The following is a 16,806-nucleotide window of genomic DNA, read 5'->3' as shown; positions in this document are numbered from 1 at the left end:
ATTGCCCTAAGGCAATTATTGAATTAAATTTATTATCTGTTCTAATGATAATCTTTTTTGTTCCATTGTTTTACTATCTCTTAAAGTAAATGTTTGTTCAGAACTTGAATCATAATCAATTGTCAAACAATATTTTATTCCGAGAGAATCATATCTTCTGTATCTTTTTCCAATCGAACCAGAAGAATCAAGTATTGTACTTAAACCTAATTGTTTTAGTTTTGATTCAATGATTTCTGCTTCGTCTAATTGTTTTTTAACTAAAGGTAAGATTGCTACATCATGAATAGATAATTGAACTGGCAAATCAAGTAAGATTCTATTATCATTCATTTCATCAATTTCAAAACTTTGACACAAAATAGCTAGCATCAATCTATCTAGACCAACTGAAGGCTCAATTACGTGTGGAATGTACTTTTTATTTGTAAAAGGATCTTGGTATTGTAAATTAACTTTTGAACCTAATTCATGTTGTGATAAATCATAATCACCTCTATGGGCGATTCCCATTAACTCACCTCATCCTCAAGGAAATAAAAATTCAATATCTGATGTTGCTTTTGAATAGTGACTTAGTTCTTCATCACTATGTTTTCTAATTCTAATATTTTCTTTTTCAATTCCAAGAGATAATACAAATTCATATGAAGCATTTACATACTCGTCAAAAGCTTCCATTGATTTTTCTGGATCAACAAATACTTCCAATTCCATTTGTTCAAATTCTCTTGTTCTAAAAATAAAATTACCAGGTGTAACTTCATTTCTAAACGATTTACCAATTTGACCAATTGCTAAAGGCAAATGAGCTCTCATTGTTCTTTGAACATTTTTAAAATTTATAAAAATTCCTTGAGCTGTTTCAGGACGCAAATATATTGTGTCTTTTTTGCCTTCAATAACTCCTTGATATGTTTCGAACATTAAATTAAATTTACGAATTTCTGATCATTCAGTTTTTTTATTTTCAATATTTGGATAATGCTTCTTAATTAAATCAAGCATTTGTTCTTGAGTGAATTTTGCAACTTCCGATTCACTATAAAATGCTTCGAGTAAATGATCTGCTCTATATCTTTTTTGAGTCAATTTATTTTCAATTAATAAATCAGTAAAATTACTTAAATGACCCGAACTTTTTCATACTAGTGGATTCATTAAAATTTTAGAATCAATTAAATATGAATTTTTTCTATTTTTAATAAAATAAGATTTTCAAAAATTTGAAATTTTATCTTTTAAAATTGTTCCGTAAGGTCCGTAATCTCAAGTATTTGAAAGACCGCCATAAATTTCACTACCTTGAAAAACAAAACCACTTTCTTTCAAGTGATTCGTTAATAATGTCATAAAATTTTCTTCATATTTTTTTTGCATATTTTTACTCTGTTTTAGCTTCTACTTTTTTATTCTTATATTCATTTAGTTTATCATCTAAGTCTGAAAAATCTTTAATATACAAGAAGTTAAAATCATCTAATTCTAGATATTTTCCTTCAAGAATATTCTCGACTGTTTGAAGCATATTTTCCTTTTTTACATAAACGCCAGGTCGCTTAGTAAAATTTTCGGCAACATGAAAATTTTGAGTAAAGTAGGCTTTAAGTTGTAAAGCTTTTTTAACAATAATTTGCTTATCTTTTTCAAGTTCATTTAATCCTAGAATCAAAATCATGTCTTCAAGATCTTTATATTTTTGTAAAACAGATTTAACTTCAGTTAAAAGTTGTGAATGTCTTTTTCCGATAATTTTTAGTGATGTATTTATTGAATTTGATTGTAATGGATCTATTGCAGGAAAATAATTTTGTCCAGCAATATCACGTGAAAGTACCATTGAACTATCTAAGTGAGATAATATTGCAGCGGAAGCTGGATCATTAATATCATCCATTGGTAAAAAAACTGTTTGAAAAGTAGTAATTGAGCCATTTTTATTAGCCTTAAGTCCTTCTTGAATCGAAGATATTTCACTAACTAAAGTAGCTTGATAACCGGCTTCCGATGGCTTTCTACCTAATGAAAAAGATAATTCGCTACCTGCTTGAACGTATCGATAAATATTGTCAATAAAAGTTAACACATTTTTTTGTTCAACATCTCTAGCATATTCAATTGATCGCAATGCAACTGGGACAATTTTTTGCCTTGCACCAGAAGGTTCATTCATTTGTGCTATAAACATTGTAGTTTTATCTAAAAGGTCAGATTCAACTAGTTCATTATAAAGTTCTTTACCTTCTCTAGTTCTTTCTCCAGTACCTACAAAAAAAAATTTAAAATTTTCGCTTTTATTTGAAACGTTAAAAATTAATTCCTTAATTACAACTGTTTTACCTACACCAGCTCCACCGAAAATACCTATTTTAGAACCTTCCAAAACAGGTAAAAAAAAGTCAATAATTTTGATTCCAGTTTCAACAATATTATTTCTTAAACCAAAATCTGGAGCATTTTCACTAGGTTCATTAATGTCGATTTTAAATATATTGTCTGATAGAGATGTATTGTTTAATGGTTCACCAATAACATTGAAAACTAAACCGTTTGTCGAAGGTCCAACGGGCACTTGAAAACTCTTATTTGTATTAATTATTTCTTCACCTATTTGCAATTGAATTTTGCTTACTCAAACTAAAATTGCTCTAACTGTGTTTTTATTTAGAATTTGCTCAACTATCATGCTGGTTTTTTGATCAGATGATTTTAGTATTGTTCCTATTTCGGGAATTGAATTAACGTTTTCAAAAAATACATCAACGACATCAGAAGAAACTGCTACTATTTTTCCGTTCATAATGTCTCCTTAATTTTTTGTCATTGCTTTGGCGTAATGCTAAATGTTTGTTTGTCAAAATCAAACATTTTTGAATCCTGTTTTAATTTCTCATATTGTTTTAGCAAATCAGTTATGTAGAATTTTAATAATGTTTCATCAATATTATTTTTAGTTTGGCTCACAGCTTTAATTATTGCTTGACCAGTTAATGTATTGTGTAAAACATAATGAATAAAGCGCACCAATTCATTTGCATTAAGTTTTTGTTCTAGTATTCTTCATTCGATTATATAAGCTAAGATCAAAATAAAAGCTCTTGAATAAATTCGGTATTCATCTTGTTTTAAAACACTAAATAGTGCTTGTCCTTTTGAAATAATTTCCTTAATTGCATCACTAAAATCATAACTTGATCCTGCAAATCCACTATTGTGTTCGTACTGTGTATAAATTTTTAAAATGTTACTACTTATTTTTGAAAGAACTTTTGATTGAACCTTGCTTCCGGTACGAGAAACTGATTTATTGATATCTATAGCAGGCATTATTCCATTTGATTTTAATTCACTATTTAAAACAATTTGACCATCTGTAATTGAAATTACATTAGTTGAAAGTAATGAAGTGATATCGTTATTTAAAATTTTAATTATAGGCAAAGCAGTGATGGTACCGCCTGTAGCAAATTTACCAGCTCTTTCTAATAAAGAAGAATGTGAGTAAAATAAATCTCCCGGAAATGCTTCTTTACCAACAGGTTTATTAATTAATAAAGCAGATTCACGCAAGATGTTTGCATGGTTTGTTAAATCATCAAAAATAATTAAAACATCTTTACCGCTTTCGCGAATATTTTCAGCATGTGTCATGCCTACATATGGTGCTAAATATTGCTCGTAAGCATTATCACTTGAAGCATAAATGATAATTACTTTTTTCATTAAATCATGCTCAGCTAGTGTTTTATAAATTACTTTTAAATCATTTAATTTTGTGCCAATTGCTACATAGACAATTCTTATATCATTATTTTTTTGATTAATTATAGTTGTTAAAGCAATGCTTGTTTTTCCTGATTTTGCATCACCAACTATTAATTCTCTTTGTCCTTTTCCGATAGGAATTAAAACATCAATTGTAAAAATACCAGTTTCTAATGGTTCATTTAAATCAACTCTTTCCATCATGTTTGCAGCAATATTAAAAATTTGAGAACGATGTTTATAGACAACATCATCTCCGAATTTTGAATCATGTTCAGAATAGATTTTATTACCTTCAATATCAATTATTGAATTGTAAAAATTTTTTCTAGTTTCAACTTCAAAAGCTTGCAAAAAGTTTTTTGCAATATCGCCAGCTTTAATACTACTTATATGGGTTTGATTTACTAACAAAAAAGCACTTTCTTCAGTTGCTCTAATTAAAATACCTTCAACATTTTGCTGTCCTAAGTGAAAAATTTGTCCAAATCTAAAAGGATATTTTCCTCTTATTTTAACGATGTAATCTTTAATTGATTCAATATACAAATTTTGTGAACTACTTTTTTTAGAAACATGATCATTAACATTTTTATTAAAATTTTGCTTTAAAGTACTACTTTTATTACTAGCATGTGCATTAAATTCTTTATATAAAATATTATCTTTATCTTTGTACATTTTTGTCCTTAAATTACCGAAAGTATTGCTAATAACAATACAATAACTATGATGATTCCAATTACTGTAATCACAGATGTAAAGCCAACAATAGCTGCTTTTCTACCTTTATTTTCTTTACCTTTTATTAACGATCCTCTTATTGCAACTATTAAAGTCATCAGAGTAAAAAATGATACTAAACCTAGTCCTACATATTTAACTGATCCAGCAATTGAATCTGTTGCTAATCTAACACTGCTTGTATTTATATTTGCAATTTGTTGCAATAAATTAATTGTTTGATCTGCATTTAATGAATTTTTCAAGAAAGCTGCTACTACTGATGAAGAATCATTTAAAAACTGAGCTGCTTCATTTTCAGACATACCATTAGTTAAAGCAGCTAAGGATTTTTTTTGAGCATCAGTAAGAGATTCATTAATTTTTTGTAAAGCATCTTTATCTAAATCTAGTCCTTGAGATGCTAATGTAGCAGCTAATGCTGCACCTGCTGCTAGCATTGCTGTATCACTTGAATCAATGATTTCAGATTGACTAGTAGCAGCACCGTATGCAGTTGCAACTTTAGAAGTATATTTATTTTTGAATGTATCATGAACGGCTTTATAACGAATTGGATTTGCAGTTATTGTTGGAATGTCATTAACACTATCATAGCTGTATTGTTCAAGTGTTTCGCCAACAGAATTTATATAAAGTGTTTCTACTGCAGCTGCGTTGTTTTTTAAATAATTACTAAAAGCAGTACCATAACTTTCAGTTAAAGATGTATTTGCTTCACTTTGATCTGTTCTAAAATATCTTAAATCTGATTCAGTTGTTTTAGTGGAACTTTTTACATTAGAAATAATAGAAGTATATGATTTTTGAATTTCTGGATTCGAAACTAAACTAACAGTTGTTTCTACATTCAATTTATTTTCGTTTAGGGTATTATTTTCATTTAAATAATTAACACTTTGAGTTGTATATTTATATTTTTGAGTATCTGCTTCATTATACGTAATATATTCATTTCAATTAGTTTGATTTTTAATTATTACACCGCCAGGAGTAATTGTTCCTAAAGCAGTTAATGATGAAGCAATTTCAGGTGCATCTAAAATTTCAGCTGCTTTATCTGGAATTAATTTATTTAGATAAAAATTATTTTTGTAAGCTACTGTGTGTGAATTATTTATTGTTTTTATAGAAACGGTTGCATTATTTAAACTTGTTGCATTAGAAGTTCTAGTTAATACTTGTGCTGAAGTGTTGAAAGTAAAATCACTATACTCAATATTAAAAACAGAACGGTATTTTTTCAATATATCAGTTTCAATTAAATCAGCTTCTGTGATTTTATCTGCACTATATTTATTTTCGGCAACTGTAAAAATAGTATTTTCTAGTGTTTCATTACTAAAACCTTTATTAATTTGATCCAATATATACTCCACAGAAGTATCAACACTCATTTCCGTTTCAAAAACTTGTGTGTAATTATTTGTTGCATTACCAAGAGCTGTTTTTACTCTAAATGTAGCATCCAAACCGGAATTATTTCTAATAGTAAAAATGCTCCCAATTGAGTCAGAAATTAAGTAAGGTAAATAGCCATTTCTACTAAAATTATTAGCATTTTCCAAAGTGGATTTAAAATCATTTTTTTCAAAGAAATTAAAATTTAGATATTTGCCATCTCCAGTTAGTTTTAATGAATTGCTATCAAGGTTAATTTTTATATTACTTTGAAATTCCTTACTCTGTAGAGTTTTTAAATCTGCTTCATAATTAGTTTTTAATTCTGTTTGTACATTTGAAATAATTTGACTGAAATTTAATTTTTGTAATACAAACTGCCCACTATAATTTGAAATCAAATTTACTACATCATTGTAACTTTCTGAATTGGGTGTTGATTCAAATGAAGGATCATCGTATTTAAATGCTTCGTTTATAGAACTTACATTTGATAACACATCTGAAAATCATTCATATCCTCTTCCATTAGCAGTAAGTTTAGTATTGAAAAATGCTTCTCAATTTGAAAAAAATTGATTAATATATTGCTGAAGTTTTTCGTTTGGTACTGTATTAAGTATAGTTTCAAGTTTAACTTGATTTGCACCAATTAAAGTGTATTGTTCACTAGTAAATTGAACTGAAATCAAATAATTTTTAATTCCTAACATTAAGGCATCGCTTAATGTTGAATAATAAGTGGAACTAGGTGAAGTTATTTCGGTAAAAATTTTAATTAAGTTACGTTCTCTTAAATTTTGATGTGTTGATACATCTGAAAATCATGTAGTATTTGAATTATCATTTAGTGAATCAGCTTTCATAATTTCATTCATTCTTGCTAATTGTCCTTTGATTGCAGATTGAGCAAAAGCAGTTAATGAATCAACTTGTGTTTCAATTAAAAAGTTAGTGGTTATTTTATTTTCAACTTGTGTGTTTTGATCATTATTCAAATTCAAAACAATTGCAGGTATAGCAACAACAGGCAATGTTAAAGCACTTGCAGAAGCAATGTATATTTTTTTATTAAATTTCTTTTTCATCATTGTTAATTTCCTTCTTACAAGTTAGCTTATTTTGTTTCAAAAGCTTCCATTTTTTTGATTGTTTTTGTGCATTAAAATAGCCTATTATTTCTTCTGGGAGTAATCCAATTTCTTCTTTTGCAGAGTAAATTTTTGATAGTTTAATTGTGGCTTTAGAAATTTTGTTAACTTCAGACTTTGAATAATAATTTTCATTTTTAGTAAAATTTTTTAATTCCGAAATATTTCTAAAAAAAGAAATTCTGAAATAATTTTGCTCATAATCAATATATGCATTTTCAATTAAAAATTTTCTAAATTTATTTTTACCATTATTATCAACTTGAATTTTTAGCAATAAAACATCAGAAGCAATTGTACCTTTAGATGCGTAATTATTGAAAAACATTCCGTTGTTATCTAATTTTCATCAAACTTTATATTTTTTTTCAAAGTCTATTTCAATACCAGTTTTTTTGAATTTCTTTTCATCAGAAATTATTAAATTAAGTGGGAGATTTTTTTTATAGAACTTATTCAGAAAAGGAATTTTAAAAACTAATGTTGTTAATGCATCAACCAATTGATTAGCTTTGTTTCCAATTCTACTCATTTTCATCTCCTTATTGAGTTGTAATGATAATTTCTTCTGTTAGTGTTTTTCTTTTTTCTTTTAAGATTTCATTATTTATCTTCTTGATTTTATCTTCAACAGTTTCTAATAATGTCTTAATTCTAATTATTTTTTGTTTCATTGAATAAAAAGAAGCTTCAATTATTAATGCTGTTAGGGTTAATTCTAAATAGATAAGATTTGTATTTTTTATGTAATCAGATAAATTAGGATATATGTCAACATTCTTTATATTAACTTTAACATCTTTTTGTTCAATCATAAAATCTTTTACAGGTAATATTGTCATTGTATTTCCATCTTCTAATTTATTAGTTGGAAATGTCATATGTAAAGATATTATTTTTTTAGACATGTAAAGTTGATAAGCTAAAACTTGAAGTTCTTCAACATGCGAAATATCAATAGTTTCATATTGTATATAAATTGGAATTCCATTTTTTTTAGCAAATTCAATAGCATAATCACCAATTGGTATAAATAAATCATTTTTTTTATAAAGTTCTAATATTTCTTCATCAGTTCTTTTAAAAGATAGTGCTGAATATTTTGCTTTTTCTGCAACATAAATTAACATCTTTTTTGATTCAACAATATATCTATGACCTTCAAAAAAAGTTGACTTAATTTTATAAATTTTATTAAGTTCACCATAAGTGCATTTCAATCTGCCGGCTTCTGCCATTTGACCTTGGAATTTTTCACTTAGAATTTGAAACTGTGACAATATTTGAATAAAATTTAAATTTACTAATGAATATATATTTTTATAATTTTTTCTTATTTTGAGTAAAGCATTATACTTGTCCACTTAAATATCCTTCCCCAAATAATGCGACCTTTTTCCCTTCAACGCGGTCATATACCATAATATCAGGTGTTATCAATAAATGGAGTTGCTCATTTTCAAAAAGATAATCAATATCATCTGTAATTAATTTTCATATTTGAGAAGTTGTTGTGTTACTGCTTTTAGAATAATCAGCTGCATCTCCGTGTGGAGGAAGATCATCTGTATTTAGTAAAACTGGAACAATTAAATTTTCTTTTTCTTCTCAAGATAATGTCCATTTATCAAAAATGATCATTCTTTTTGTTTCAATATCTTGCTTTAATCTATTCATTAATTCATCAAATGAAGGGTCATCATGCACTAAATTTAGTCTAAAATAAATACCCAATTTGAAATTCATTAATGATGCATGAAATATTTCTTTATCTTCAATAATTTCATTAAATTGCTGAATAGTTGCGTTATTCAAAAGTTTTGCTTTTTTAATTTTTCTATTGTTTGTTTTGAATAATGATCAAAATCAATTTAAATCTTTTTTCATATTAAACCCCTTTTTGTTTTAGTTGAAAAACTAATTTATCTATTTTTTCTTGTTGTTTTTTAACATATTTTTCATTAATTAAAACAACGCTGCGAGAAAATCTAATTAGTATTCAAGCAATTGTTAATGTTGATAAAACTGATAGTAATAAATAAAATAAAACTCACAAATTCAATCTATTGAATATAAAATCTAGTATTACACCTATTAATGTAGATGTATTAAAGTTTTCTGAATTTATAGCATCATTTATTGTTACAAAATATTGTGAAATTAATAATAATAAAGTTAAAAGCGACATTGATGCGCTTAGAAAAAAATAAAATAGTTTTATTAATTTAGATTTTTTTTCTAGTTTCCTTTTTGTTAGAAGGACATAAATTAAGCCTGGTGTCATAGCAAAGGAAATAAATATTAGATTTATAATTCCAAATGTAGTTGAAAATCCAAAAATGGAATTAAAAATCAAATGCAATGTAACTAGAACAAACAATGTAAAACCTAAATATATTTGTATATATAACGAACTCGTTCTAACTGGTTTTCTTAAAAATACATATAAGGCAATAACTACTGCAAATCCAATTGCTACACCAAGCAAAATATAGTTATTATCATTTATAGCTGCTCTATTTGATTGATTATTGAAAAAGTTTATTGTCGTATTTATTAATGTTGCAATCATTGTTAAAGCCACTCAAGTGAATCTTAATCCGGATCTATAATTTTTTTTAGTTAGATTGGACATTTCAATTAATCACAATAATATTGGCAAAAATAACAAAAGCAATAAAATAAAATAGCCAACAAATCTAAAAACTAAACTTGAAATCCCATCTTGTCGATATTGATCAACAAAGCCATTACCAAATAATACAAAATTATTGTACACATCAATGTAATGCCCTGACGTAATTCCGATAAAAACTAAAAAATATATTGCAATAAAAAATAAAGCTATCAACTTACTTTTTAAATATCTTCTTTGGCTAGGTTTAATCCAAATTTCAATTTTAAGTACATAAATCGAATGAAAAAATTCAATAACGATAAAAATTAAAACTGAATATTGAATTCAACGCAACTTTGAAATATTTTCTAATCAAACAAATTCACTATTTGGTGAAGATAAGCTTGAATAACTTAATTCTGGTACATAAAGCGGGATAATGAACATTAAAACACCGGCAACAACATAGAATAAATATCAATAAAAATAAATGTCTAAGCGCTTATGATCTTCAAATATTCTCTTGTTTGCAATTCCTACAAAAGTTGAAAGTAATGTGAATGATGCAGCTGAATTTATTAATCTTACAACACCAGCACTAATCATTGATTCTGAATTTGTAGAACTTATTTCTGTGTTATTTAATATTGTGTTAATATTTTGATTTACAAAAAATACAGTGAAAAAAATTGCTACTGATATTACAACTAAAGTAATTATTCTCAATAAGTTTTGTCATTTTATCAAACGAGTAAAAGTCAATTCTTTCAAATCTGACAATTGATAGTAGGATAAACCACTTATTTTTTTGAACATTTTCACTTACCTCTTGAACTTACCTTTAAATTATAATTTAAATTGTGACTTTAAATCCTAATATTTAAATAATCATTAAAGAATAAGATAAGTTTACCAAAAATTTCTGAAATTGTAATTCTAAATTTTTTAAATTAAAATATAGTTAATATCTTGCCGTTTTTAATCAAATTTGATAACATAATTGCGGATAATGTTTAAAAAATTCTTCAAGCCTTTTATTTCTATCACTATTGGGATAACTACGCTTTTTTCCAGTGCAACTATAGTTTCATGCATACCAGAAACAGTAATTGATGCAAAAGGTTCATCAAGTGTGTTGCCGTTTATGACACAAATTAGAAATGCTTATCAAAAATTTGATGATTTAGCCGAAATAAATGTTCAAGCAGGTGGATCTGGACTTGGAATTACTTTAATTGCTGAAAATGGTACAACTTTAGGTAATTCAAGTAAAAATCCAAAAAGCACTGTTTTAGCAAGCGAAAAATTAACTCAACAATGAAAAAATAGAAAAATTAAAACAGTCACATTAGCTAAAGATGGAATTGCAATGCTAGTAAAACTGCCTACAAATGTAGATGCAAAAAATTTAGGAATTTCAGCTGCAAATATAAATGAAATTTATAAAGCTTTTGCAGGAGTAGATCATGTTAGTTTATCTACTTTAATTCATACTAAATCAAATGACAATGAAAAATTAAATAACATAAATTTAGTTCCATTCGTAAGAAGTGGTGGATCAAATGTAAGTGGTACTGCTGAAGCATTTTTAAAAGATTCACATTTGAAAATCAAAACAAAACTTGATACAACAATCAAAAATATTTTAACAAATGGTGAATACGGAAATAAAGCCATAACAACTTCTGAAGCTAATGTCGAAGCATATAATCGTTTTAAAACTGACGGTCAAATTGACGGAAGTATTATTTATTTAAGTGCAGGGTATGTTATCAACAATTTAGAACAAATAACAAATGATGGCTTTACAGTTTTAAGTTATTCTAATGATGATGAAAACAAAATATCATCATATGTTTTACCAACACTTGAAAATTTAGGATCAGGTAAATATAATTGAGTAAGACCTTTTAATACTATGATTAGTATAGATAGTGCAAATACGGGGACAAAAAAATTTATTGAATTTGTTGTATTTAATGGGCTTTTTGGTGAAGCAAATAAAACTAATGTTGATAATGTTTTTAATAGTTTAGGATTAATTCAACTAAGTCGAGCTGAAAAATTAGAAATGTTTAAAAACGGTTTTCAAATAAATGACAATGTTGATTGAAACATTGTTTATAAAGACTATATTCAAGATTTTTGAACAGATGATTTTTCTTTAAGTGAAGAAGGGAAATTTGGAATTTTATAATGCAAAAAAGTTATGAAAAAATTATCAAAAATAAACAGTTAAAAAATTCACTTTTTAAATATACAACAATGATATTTGCTTGATTAGTAGTTTTAATATTAATCGGAGTTGTAATTTTTATTTTTGTTGGTTCAATAGATGGATGAAAAGAATATGGCTTGAGTATTTTTAGTGATAGTTTTAAATTAAGTGGTGAAAATAAATCTGCATCAATTTGATTGCCTTTATCAATTACAATTATTGTAACTACAATTTCTATTTTAATTGCTTTGCCTATTGGAGTTAAAACGGCAATATTTTTGCACTTTAGAGTTAAAGAAAAAATTGCAAAAATTCTCTTAATTATTATTAATATTTTAGCTGCAATTCCTTCAGTAGTTTTTGGACTTTTTGCAATTAATTCACTCGGTCCGCTTTTATCAATTTTATTAGATGTGTCTGCATCATTTTCGATTTTAAATGCAAGTATTATGCTTTCATTTATGATTTTGCCAACTATTATTTTGCTTTCCTATAATGGAATAAAATCAGTACCAGTTGAAATATTTCATTCTGGACTTGCCTTGGGTCTAACTAAAACTAGAACAATTTATAAAGTAATTTTAAAGCGTGCTAAAAATATAATTATTGTTGCAACTATTGTTGCTATTGGTAGAGCAATAGGTGAAACAATGGCACTTAATTTTATTTTAGTAAGTCAAAATTATAATACTGTCTTTTCTAGTAATTCAAATATCTTTATGTCAAGTTTAAAAACCTTAGGTTCAATTATTGCGTCTAATTATTTTGGAGAAAATGCGACAATGGAAATTAGAAGTGTTTTAAATGTTTTTGGAATATTACTTTTAATTTTTGTGATGCTATTAAATTTCTTTGTTTTTGTTTTTAGCAATCCTAAATTACTAAGTAAATACTCATTTTTAAAAAAAATAAATTCATTTATAAGTAATGTAATTTTATTTATTCCAAATCAAATTTCACATTGTTTAGAATATATTATTTACAAGCATGAACATAAATTAGAAAAGAATAATACAGATCAGGTTCATAAATTTATTTCCGAAAGATTTAAAAGATCTTATTTTCAAAAAGTTTACATTTATAGAAAAGTATTTTTTGAAATGCTCTCATTTAGTCTAGCAATTGGATTTATTTCGTGAATTTTAATATCTGTTTTTTTCAATGGTATTAACGCATTAAGTTTACCTACTCAAACAATTACAAGTTTTGATTTAGATAGTACAGGAAGAGCAATATTTAATACATTAATAATTGTGTTCCTTGGTATCTTCTTAGCCTTACCGTTTGCTTTAGGTGTATCAATATATTTAACTGAATATAATCAAAATGAGAAATTGAAAAAAACAATTATGTTTTTTGTCGATTCGCTTGCTTCTACTCCGTCAATTTTATTTGGTATTTTTGGGACAACATTTTTTCTACAAACACTCGGTTTAGCTGCAGGTGGACCTAATTCTAATTCGATACTAGCTGGAGTTTTAACAATAGTAATCGTAATAATACCTACATTAGTTAGAACAATTGAACAATCACTATCAAATGTAAATCCAGACATTAGACAAAATGCATATGCACTTGGGATCTCAAGATTTGAAACAATATTTAAATTAATACTTCCTGCTGCTATGCAAGGATTAATTACTTCTGTAATATTAGCAATGGGTAGAATTATGTCTGAAACAGCTCCATTATTTTTAACAGCAGGTTTAACAAGTTCGAATCGGGTTAATATACTTTTACCTGGACAAACATTAACTACAAGAATATTTGCACAACTATTTAATCCATCTTCATCTGCTCAAGGAATTATGTATGAAGCTTCATTTATCGCAATTATATTGATTTTAGTACTTGTTTTATTTTCACAATTACTAATACCATATTTTTCAAATCCTAAAAATCGGCTCAAAGTAAAAAAATTATTTTTAAAAAAACAAAAAGGAAATCATGAAATTAAATCTGTTAAAAAATAAAAAGCAATTCCCAGAAACAACAACAATTGAAGTTAATGAAAAAGATGTTTTTGTAGTTAAAAATTTTAATTTATATTACGGAGAAAGACGAGCTTTAGAAAATTTAAATGTAACTATTGAAAAGAAAAAAGTAAGCGCATTCATTGGTCCTTCTGGAAGTGGGAAAAGTAGTTTTATAAGAGTGTTTAATTTAATGAATGAATTACTACCAAACACAAGAAGTGAAGGCGATATATTTTTTAATGGACTTAACATTAAAAGTAGAAAAATTAACAAAATTGAATTACGTTCAAAAGTTGGAATGGTGTTTCAAAAACCTACTCCATTTAATTTATCAATTTATGAAAATATCGCATTTCCACTTCGAACACACGGAATAAGAAAAAAAGAAGTTTTAGACAAAATTGTTAAAGAGTCTTTAAAAGGTGCAGCACTGTGAGATGAAGTAAAAGATGATTTAACAAAATCAGCAACTGAATTAAGTGGAGGACAGCAACAAAGATTATGTATTGCTAGAACTATAGCACTTAAACCTGAAGTTTTACTAATGGATGAACCTACATCAGCTCTTGACCCTATTGCCACTGCCAAAATAGAACAATTAATTTTAAAATTAAAAAAGGATTTTACAATTATCATCGTAACTCACTCAATGGCACAAGCTCAAAGAATTAGTGATCAAACCTTTTATTTTTATCAAGGCAGATTAATTGAACATGGTGAAACTAAAAAGATTTTTACAAATCCAGAACATGAAGAAACAAGAAATTATATAAATGGAAAGATAGGTTAATATGTCAAGAAATTATGAAAATTTAAGAAATTCAGAAGAAAATTTAAGCAAAATATTTGAAAAATTTTTTCGTCATTCTATCAAAATTCATAGAACTACTTTAAAAGCAATTGATGCTTTAATAGAAAAAAATAATGAAAAAGCAGAAGAATATTTTGTCCAAATAGATAAAGAAGAATTTGAATCAAATCAATTTGAAGCAAATATAATTGATGAAGCAGTTTGAATAATTTCTAAAGATCAGCCACTTGCAAATCATTTAAGATTTTTAATTGCTATTATTTCATCAAGTAGTGATTTAGAAAGAATTTGTGACTATGCAAAAAATATATCTAAATTCTTAAAATTTAATTACCATAGCGATCAATACTATTTAGAAAATTTAAAATCTTTGCACACTAATGTATTTAAAAAATATTTTGAAATTTTTGAAAAATTTAAAGCAACAGATCCAAATCATGTTCTTGAATTTGCTTTGTCAAAAAAAGAATCATTTGAACGCAAATACATTCAAAATATAAAAATAGTAACACAAAGATTAACACTTGAAAATCAACAAGATTATTTATACAATTTTATTATTGCATTAAAAAATGTTGAAAGGATTTTAGATCATCAAATCAATATTATTGAAAAATTTATTTATATAAAAAGAGGAGCTTTCATAATCGAAAAAACTGATTTAGGTTCTAAATAATTAATATAATGATTTTCATGTTTTGATAAAATTAAAAATACGAAAAGAGGGATTATGGCAATGTTAGAATTTTTAGGAAAAAGAATTCAAAAAAGTTTAGATAAAGTTAAAACAAAAACTGTTCTAAGTGAATCAGATATATTAGAAGTTACTAAAGAAATTAAATTTGCACTTTTAGAAGCTGACGTAAATTTAAGTGTTGTTAAAACATTTATTAAAGCAATTAAAGATAAGGTACTAGAACAAGAAGTAGTTGGTAAACTTAATCCATCACAAACTGTTATTAAAATTGTTGATGAAGAATTGACAAGAATTTTAGGTAAAAAACCTAGTGAAATTAAAGTTACTAATAAACCATTTAAAATTATGATGGTAGGACTTCAAGGTGGAGGTAAAACTACCACAAGTGCAAAATTAGCTAATTATTTTCGAAAGAAAAAGCAAGTTGAAAATCCCTTGCTTGTTGGTGCTGATATTTATAGACCAGCTGCTATTGAGCAACTTAAAATTTTATCTAAACAAATAAACGTTGATTTTTTTGATAATGGTACTGATGTAAAACCTGATGTCACAGCTGCTGAATCACTAGATATAGCTTATAAAAACAAAAACGATTTAATTATTTTAGATACAGCCGGTAGACTTTCAATAAACGAAGAATTAATGATTGAATTAGAAACAATAAAAAAAGTTTTTAAACCTAATGAAATTATTTATGTAGTTGATGCTCTAAGTGGTCAAGAAGTTATTAATGTCATGAAAACTTTCCACGAAAGACTTAATTTAACAGGTGCAATAATAACAAAATTAGATAGTGATGCTAGAGGTGGAACTGCTTTATCAATTAAAGAAGTTTTAGATGTGCCGATTAAATATATTGGTACTGGTGAAAAAATTAATAATTTAGATTTATTTTATCCAGATCGAATGAGTCAAAGAATTCTGGGAATGGGTGATGTTCTTAGCTTAATTGAAAAAGCAGAAGAAGTTATTGATCAAAAAGATGCTAAAAAAATGATGAATCGTATGTTTAGTGGAGAATATACAATTGATGATTTAATGAATAATTTAAAACAAATTCGCAAATTAGGGAAAATGTCTGCACTTATCAAAATGATTCCAGGACTTTCTAAAAAAATAAGTTCAGCACAAATTGATGAAGCAGAAGAAAAAATCAAATTATTTGAAATTATAATTTCATCAATGACCATAGAAGAAAGAAAAAATCCTAAATTATTGAAAAATGCTTCTCGAAAACAAAGAATAATTAATGGTAGCGGAAGAAATGCACAAGAATATAATCGCTTAATTATTGAATTTGACAGAATGCAAAAACAAGTTAAGGCATTAGGAGAAAATCTTAAAGGTGGTGGTGGAATTCCTGGTTTAGGGAATTTCTAGAATTAATTCCATTTATTTGGAATTTTTTTTATGTCTTTTTTCGTTT

At 26.4% G+C, this 16,806-nt stretch carries 13 protein-coding genes; 5 read left to right on the top strand and 8 right to left on the bottom strand.

Annotated elements, in window-relative coordinates; translation table 4 throughout:
* Positions 1 to 15: 15 nt before the first annotated feature.
* From CG473_RS02720 to CG473_RS02685, 8 genes are read right to left on the bottom strand one after another with little or no spacing between them, the layout of a single operon-like run.
* Positions 16 to 1,380: a glycine--tRNA ligase gene (locus tag CG473_RS02720; RefSeq protein ID WP_166623197.1), complete on the bottom strand. Its 1,365-nt coding sequence runs from the start codon at positions 1,378 to 1,380 to the stop codon at positions 16 to 18.
* 4 nt (positions 1,381 to 1,384) lie between these two features.
* The gene (locus tag CG473_RS02715; protein WP_243720098.1) at positions 1,385 to 2,800 is read right to left on the bottom strand and encodes an MSC_0618 family F1-like ATPase beta subunit; all 1,416 of its coding nucleotides are present in this window, start codon (positions 2,798 to 2,800) and stop codon (positions 1,385 to 1,387) included.
* Positions 2,785 to 4,446, bottom strand: coding sequence for an MSC_0619 family F1-like ATPase alpha subunit (locus CG473_RS02710; RefSeq protein ID WP_094254779.1), 1,662 nt, complete (start codon positions 4,444 to 4,446; stop codon positions 2,785 to 2,787). The genes CG473_RS02715 and CG473_RS02710 overlap by 16 nt, the downstream gene beginning before the upstream one ends.
* 8 nt (positions 4,447 to 4,454) lie before the next feature.
* Positions 4,455 to 7,001 (bottom strand): hypothetical protein, encoded by a 2,547-nt coding sequence (locus CG473_RS02705; protein ID WP_094254778.1) that lies wholly within the window; start codon positions 6,999 to 7,001, stop codon positions 4,455 to 4,457.
* Positions 6,982 to 7,593, bottom strand: a complete 612-nt coding sequence (locus CG473_RS02700; protein ID WP_094254777.1) for a hypothetical protein — start codon at positions 7,591 to 7,593, stop codon at positions 6,982 to 6,984. The genes CG473_RS02705 and CG473_RS02700 overlap by 20 nt, the downstream gene beginning before the upstream one ends.
* Positions 7,594 to 7,603: 10 nt before the next feature.
* Positions 7,604 to 8,425 carry an MSC_0622 family F1-like ATPase gamma subunit gene (locus CG473_RS02695; protein ID WP_094254776.1) on the bottom strand — a complete coding sequence of 274 codons (822 nt, stop codon included), beginning with the start codon at positions 8,423 to 8,425 and terminating at the stop codon, positions 7,604 to 7,606.
* Positions 8,412 to 8,948 (bottom strand): MSC_0623 family F1-like ATPase-associated protein, encoded by a 537-nt coding sequence (locus CG473_RS02690; protein WP_094254775.1) that lies wholly within the window; start codon positions 8,946 to 8,948, stop codon positions 8,412 to 8,414. The genes CG473_RS02695 and CG473_RS02690 overlap by 14 nt, the downstream gene beginning before the upstream one ends.
* A gap of 1 nt (position 8,949) precedes the next feature.
* Complete coding sequence (locus CG473_RS02685; RefSeq protein ID WP_094254774.1) at positions 8,950 to 10,494, bottom strand: hypothetical protein; 1,545 nt, start codon at positions 10,492 to 10,494, stop codon at positions 8,950 to 8,952.
* A gap of 193 nt (positions 10,495 to 10,687) precedes the next feature.
* Here CG473_RS02685 and CG473_RS02680 point away from each other — a divergent pair, with 193 nt between their 5' ends.
* Genes CG473_RS02680 through ffh form a run of 5 tightly spaced genes read left to right on the top strand, consistent with a single transcriptional unit; the run spans position 10,688 to position 16,760 of the window.
* Positions 10,688 to 11,875 (top strand): PstS family phosphate ABC transporter substrate-binding protein, encoded by a 1,188-nt coding sequence (locus tag CG473_RS02680; RefSeq protein ID WP_094254773.1) that lies wholly within the window; start codon positions 10,688 to 10,690, stop codon positions 11,873 to 11,875.
* Complete coding sequence (gene pstA, locus CG473_RS02675; RefSeq protein ID WP_094254772.1) at positions 11,875 to 13,869, top strand: phosphate ABC transporter permease PstA; 1,995 nt, start codon at positions 11,875 to 11,877, stop codon at positions 13,867 to 13,869. Before CG473_RS02680 ends, pstA begins: the two co-directional genes overlap by 1 nt.
* Entirely contained in the window at positions 13,844 to 14,662 is an 819-nt protein-coding gene (gene pstB, locus CG473_RS02670; protein WP_094254771.1) for a phosphate ABC transporter ATP-binding protein PstB, read from the top strand. Before pstA ends, pstB begins: the two co-directional genes overlap by 26 nt.
* 1 nt (position 14,663) lies before the next feature.
* Positions 14,664 to 15,359: a phosphate signaling complex protein PhoU gene (gene phoU, locus CG473_RS02665; RefSeq protein WP_094254770.1), complete on the top strand. Its 696-nt coding sequence runs from the start codon at positions 14,664 to 14,666 to the stop codon at positions 15,357 to 15,359.
* 54 nt (positions 15,360 to 15,413) lie between these two features.
* Complete coding sequence (ffh, locus tag CG473_RS02660; protein ID WP_341799052.1) at positions 15,414 to 16,760, top strand: signal recognition particle protein; 1,347 nt, start codon at positions 15,414 to 15,416, stop codon at positions 16,758 to 16,760.
* Positions 16,761 to 16,806 lie beyond the last annotated feature (46 nt).

The organism is Mycoplasma testudineum, assembly GCF_002245785.1.
In the GTDB taxonomy this organism is placed as follows: domain Bacteria; phylum Bacillota_I; class Bacilli_A; order Mycoplasmatales; family Metamycoplasmataceae; genus Mycoplasmopsis_B; species Mycoplasmopsis_B testudinea.
Note: the sequence above shows the minus strand (reverse complement) of the source record. Positions and strands in the feature narration are given on the sequence as shown.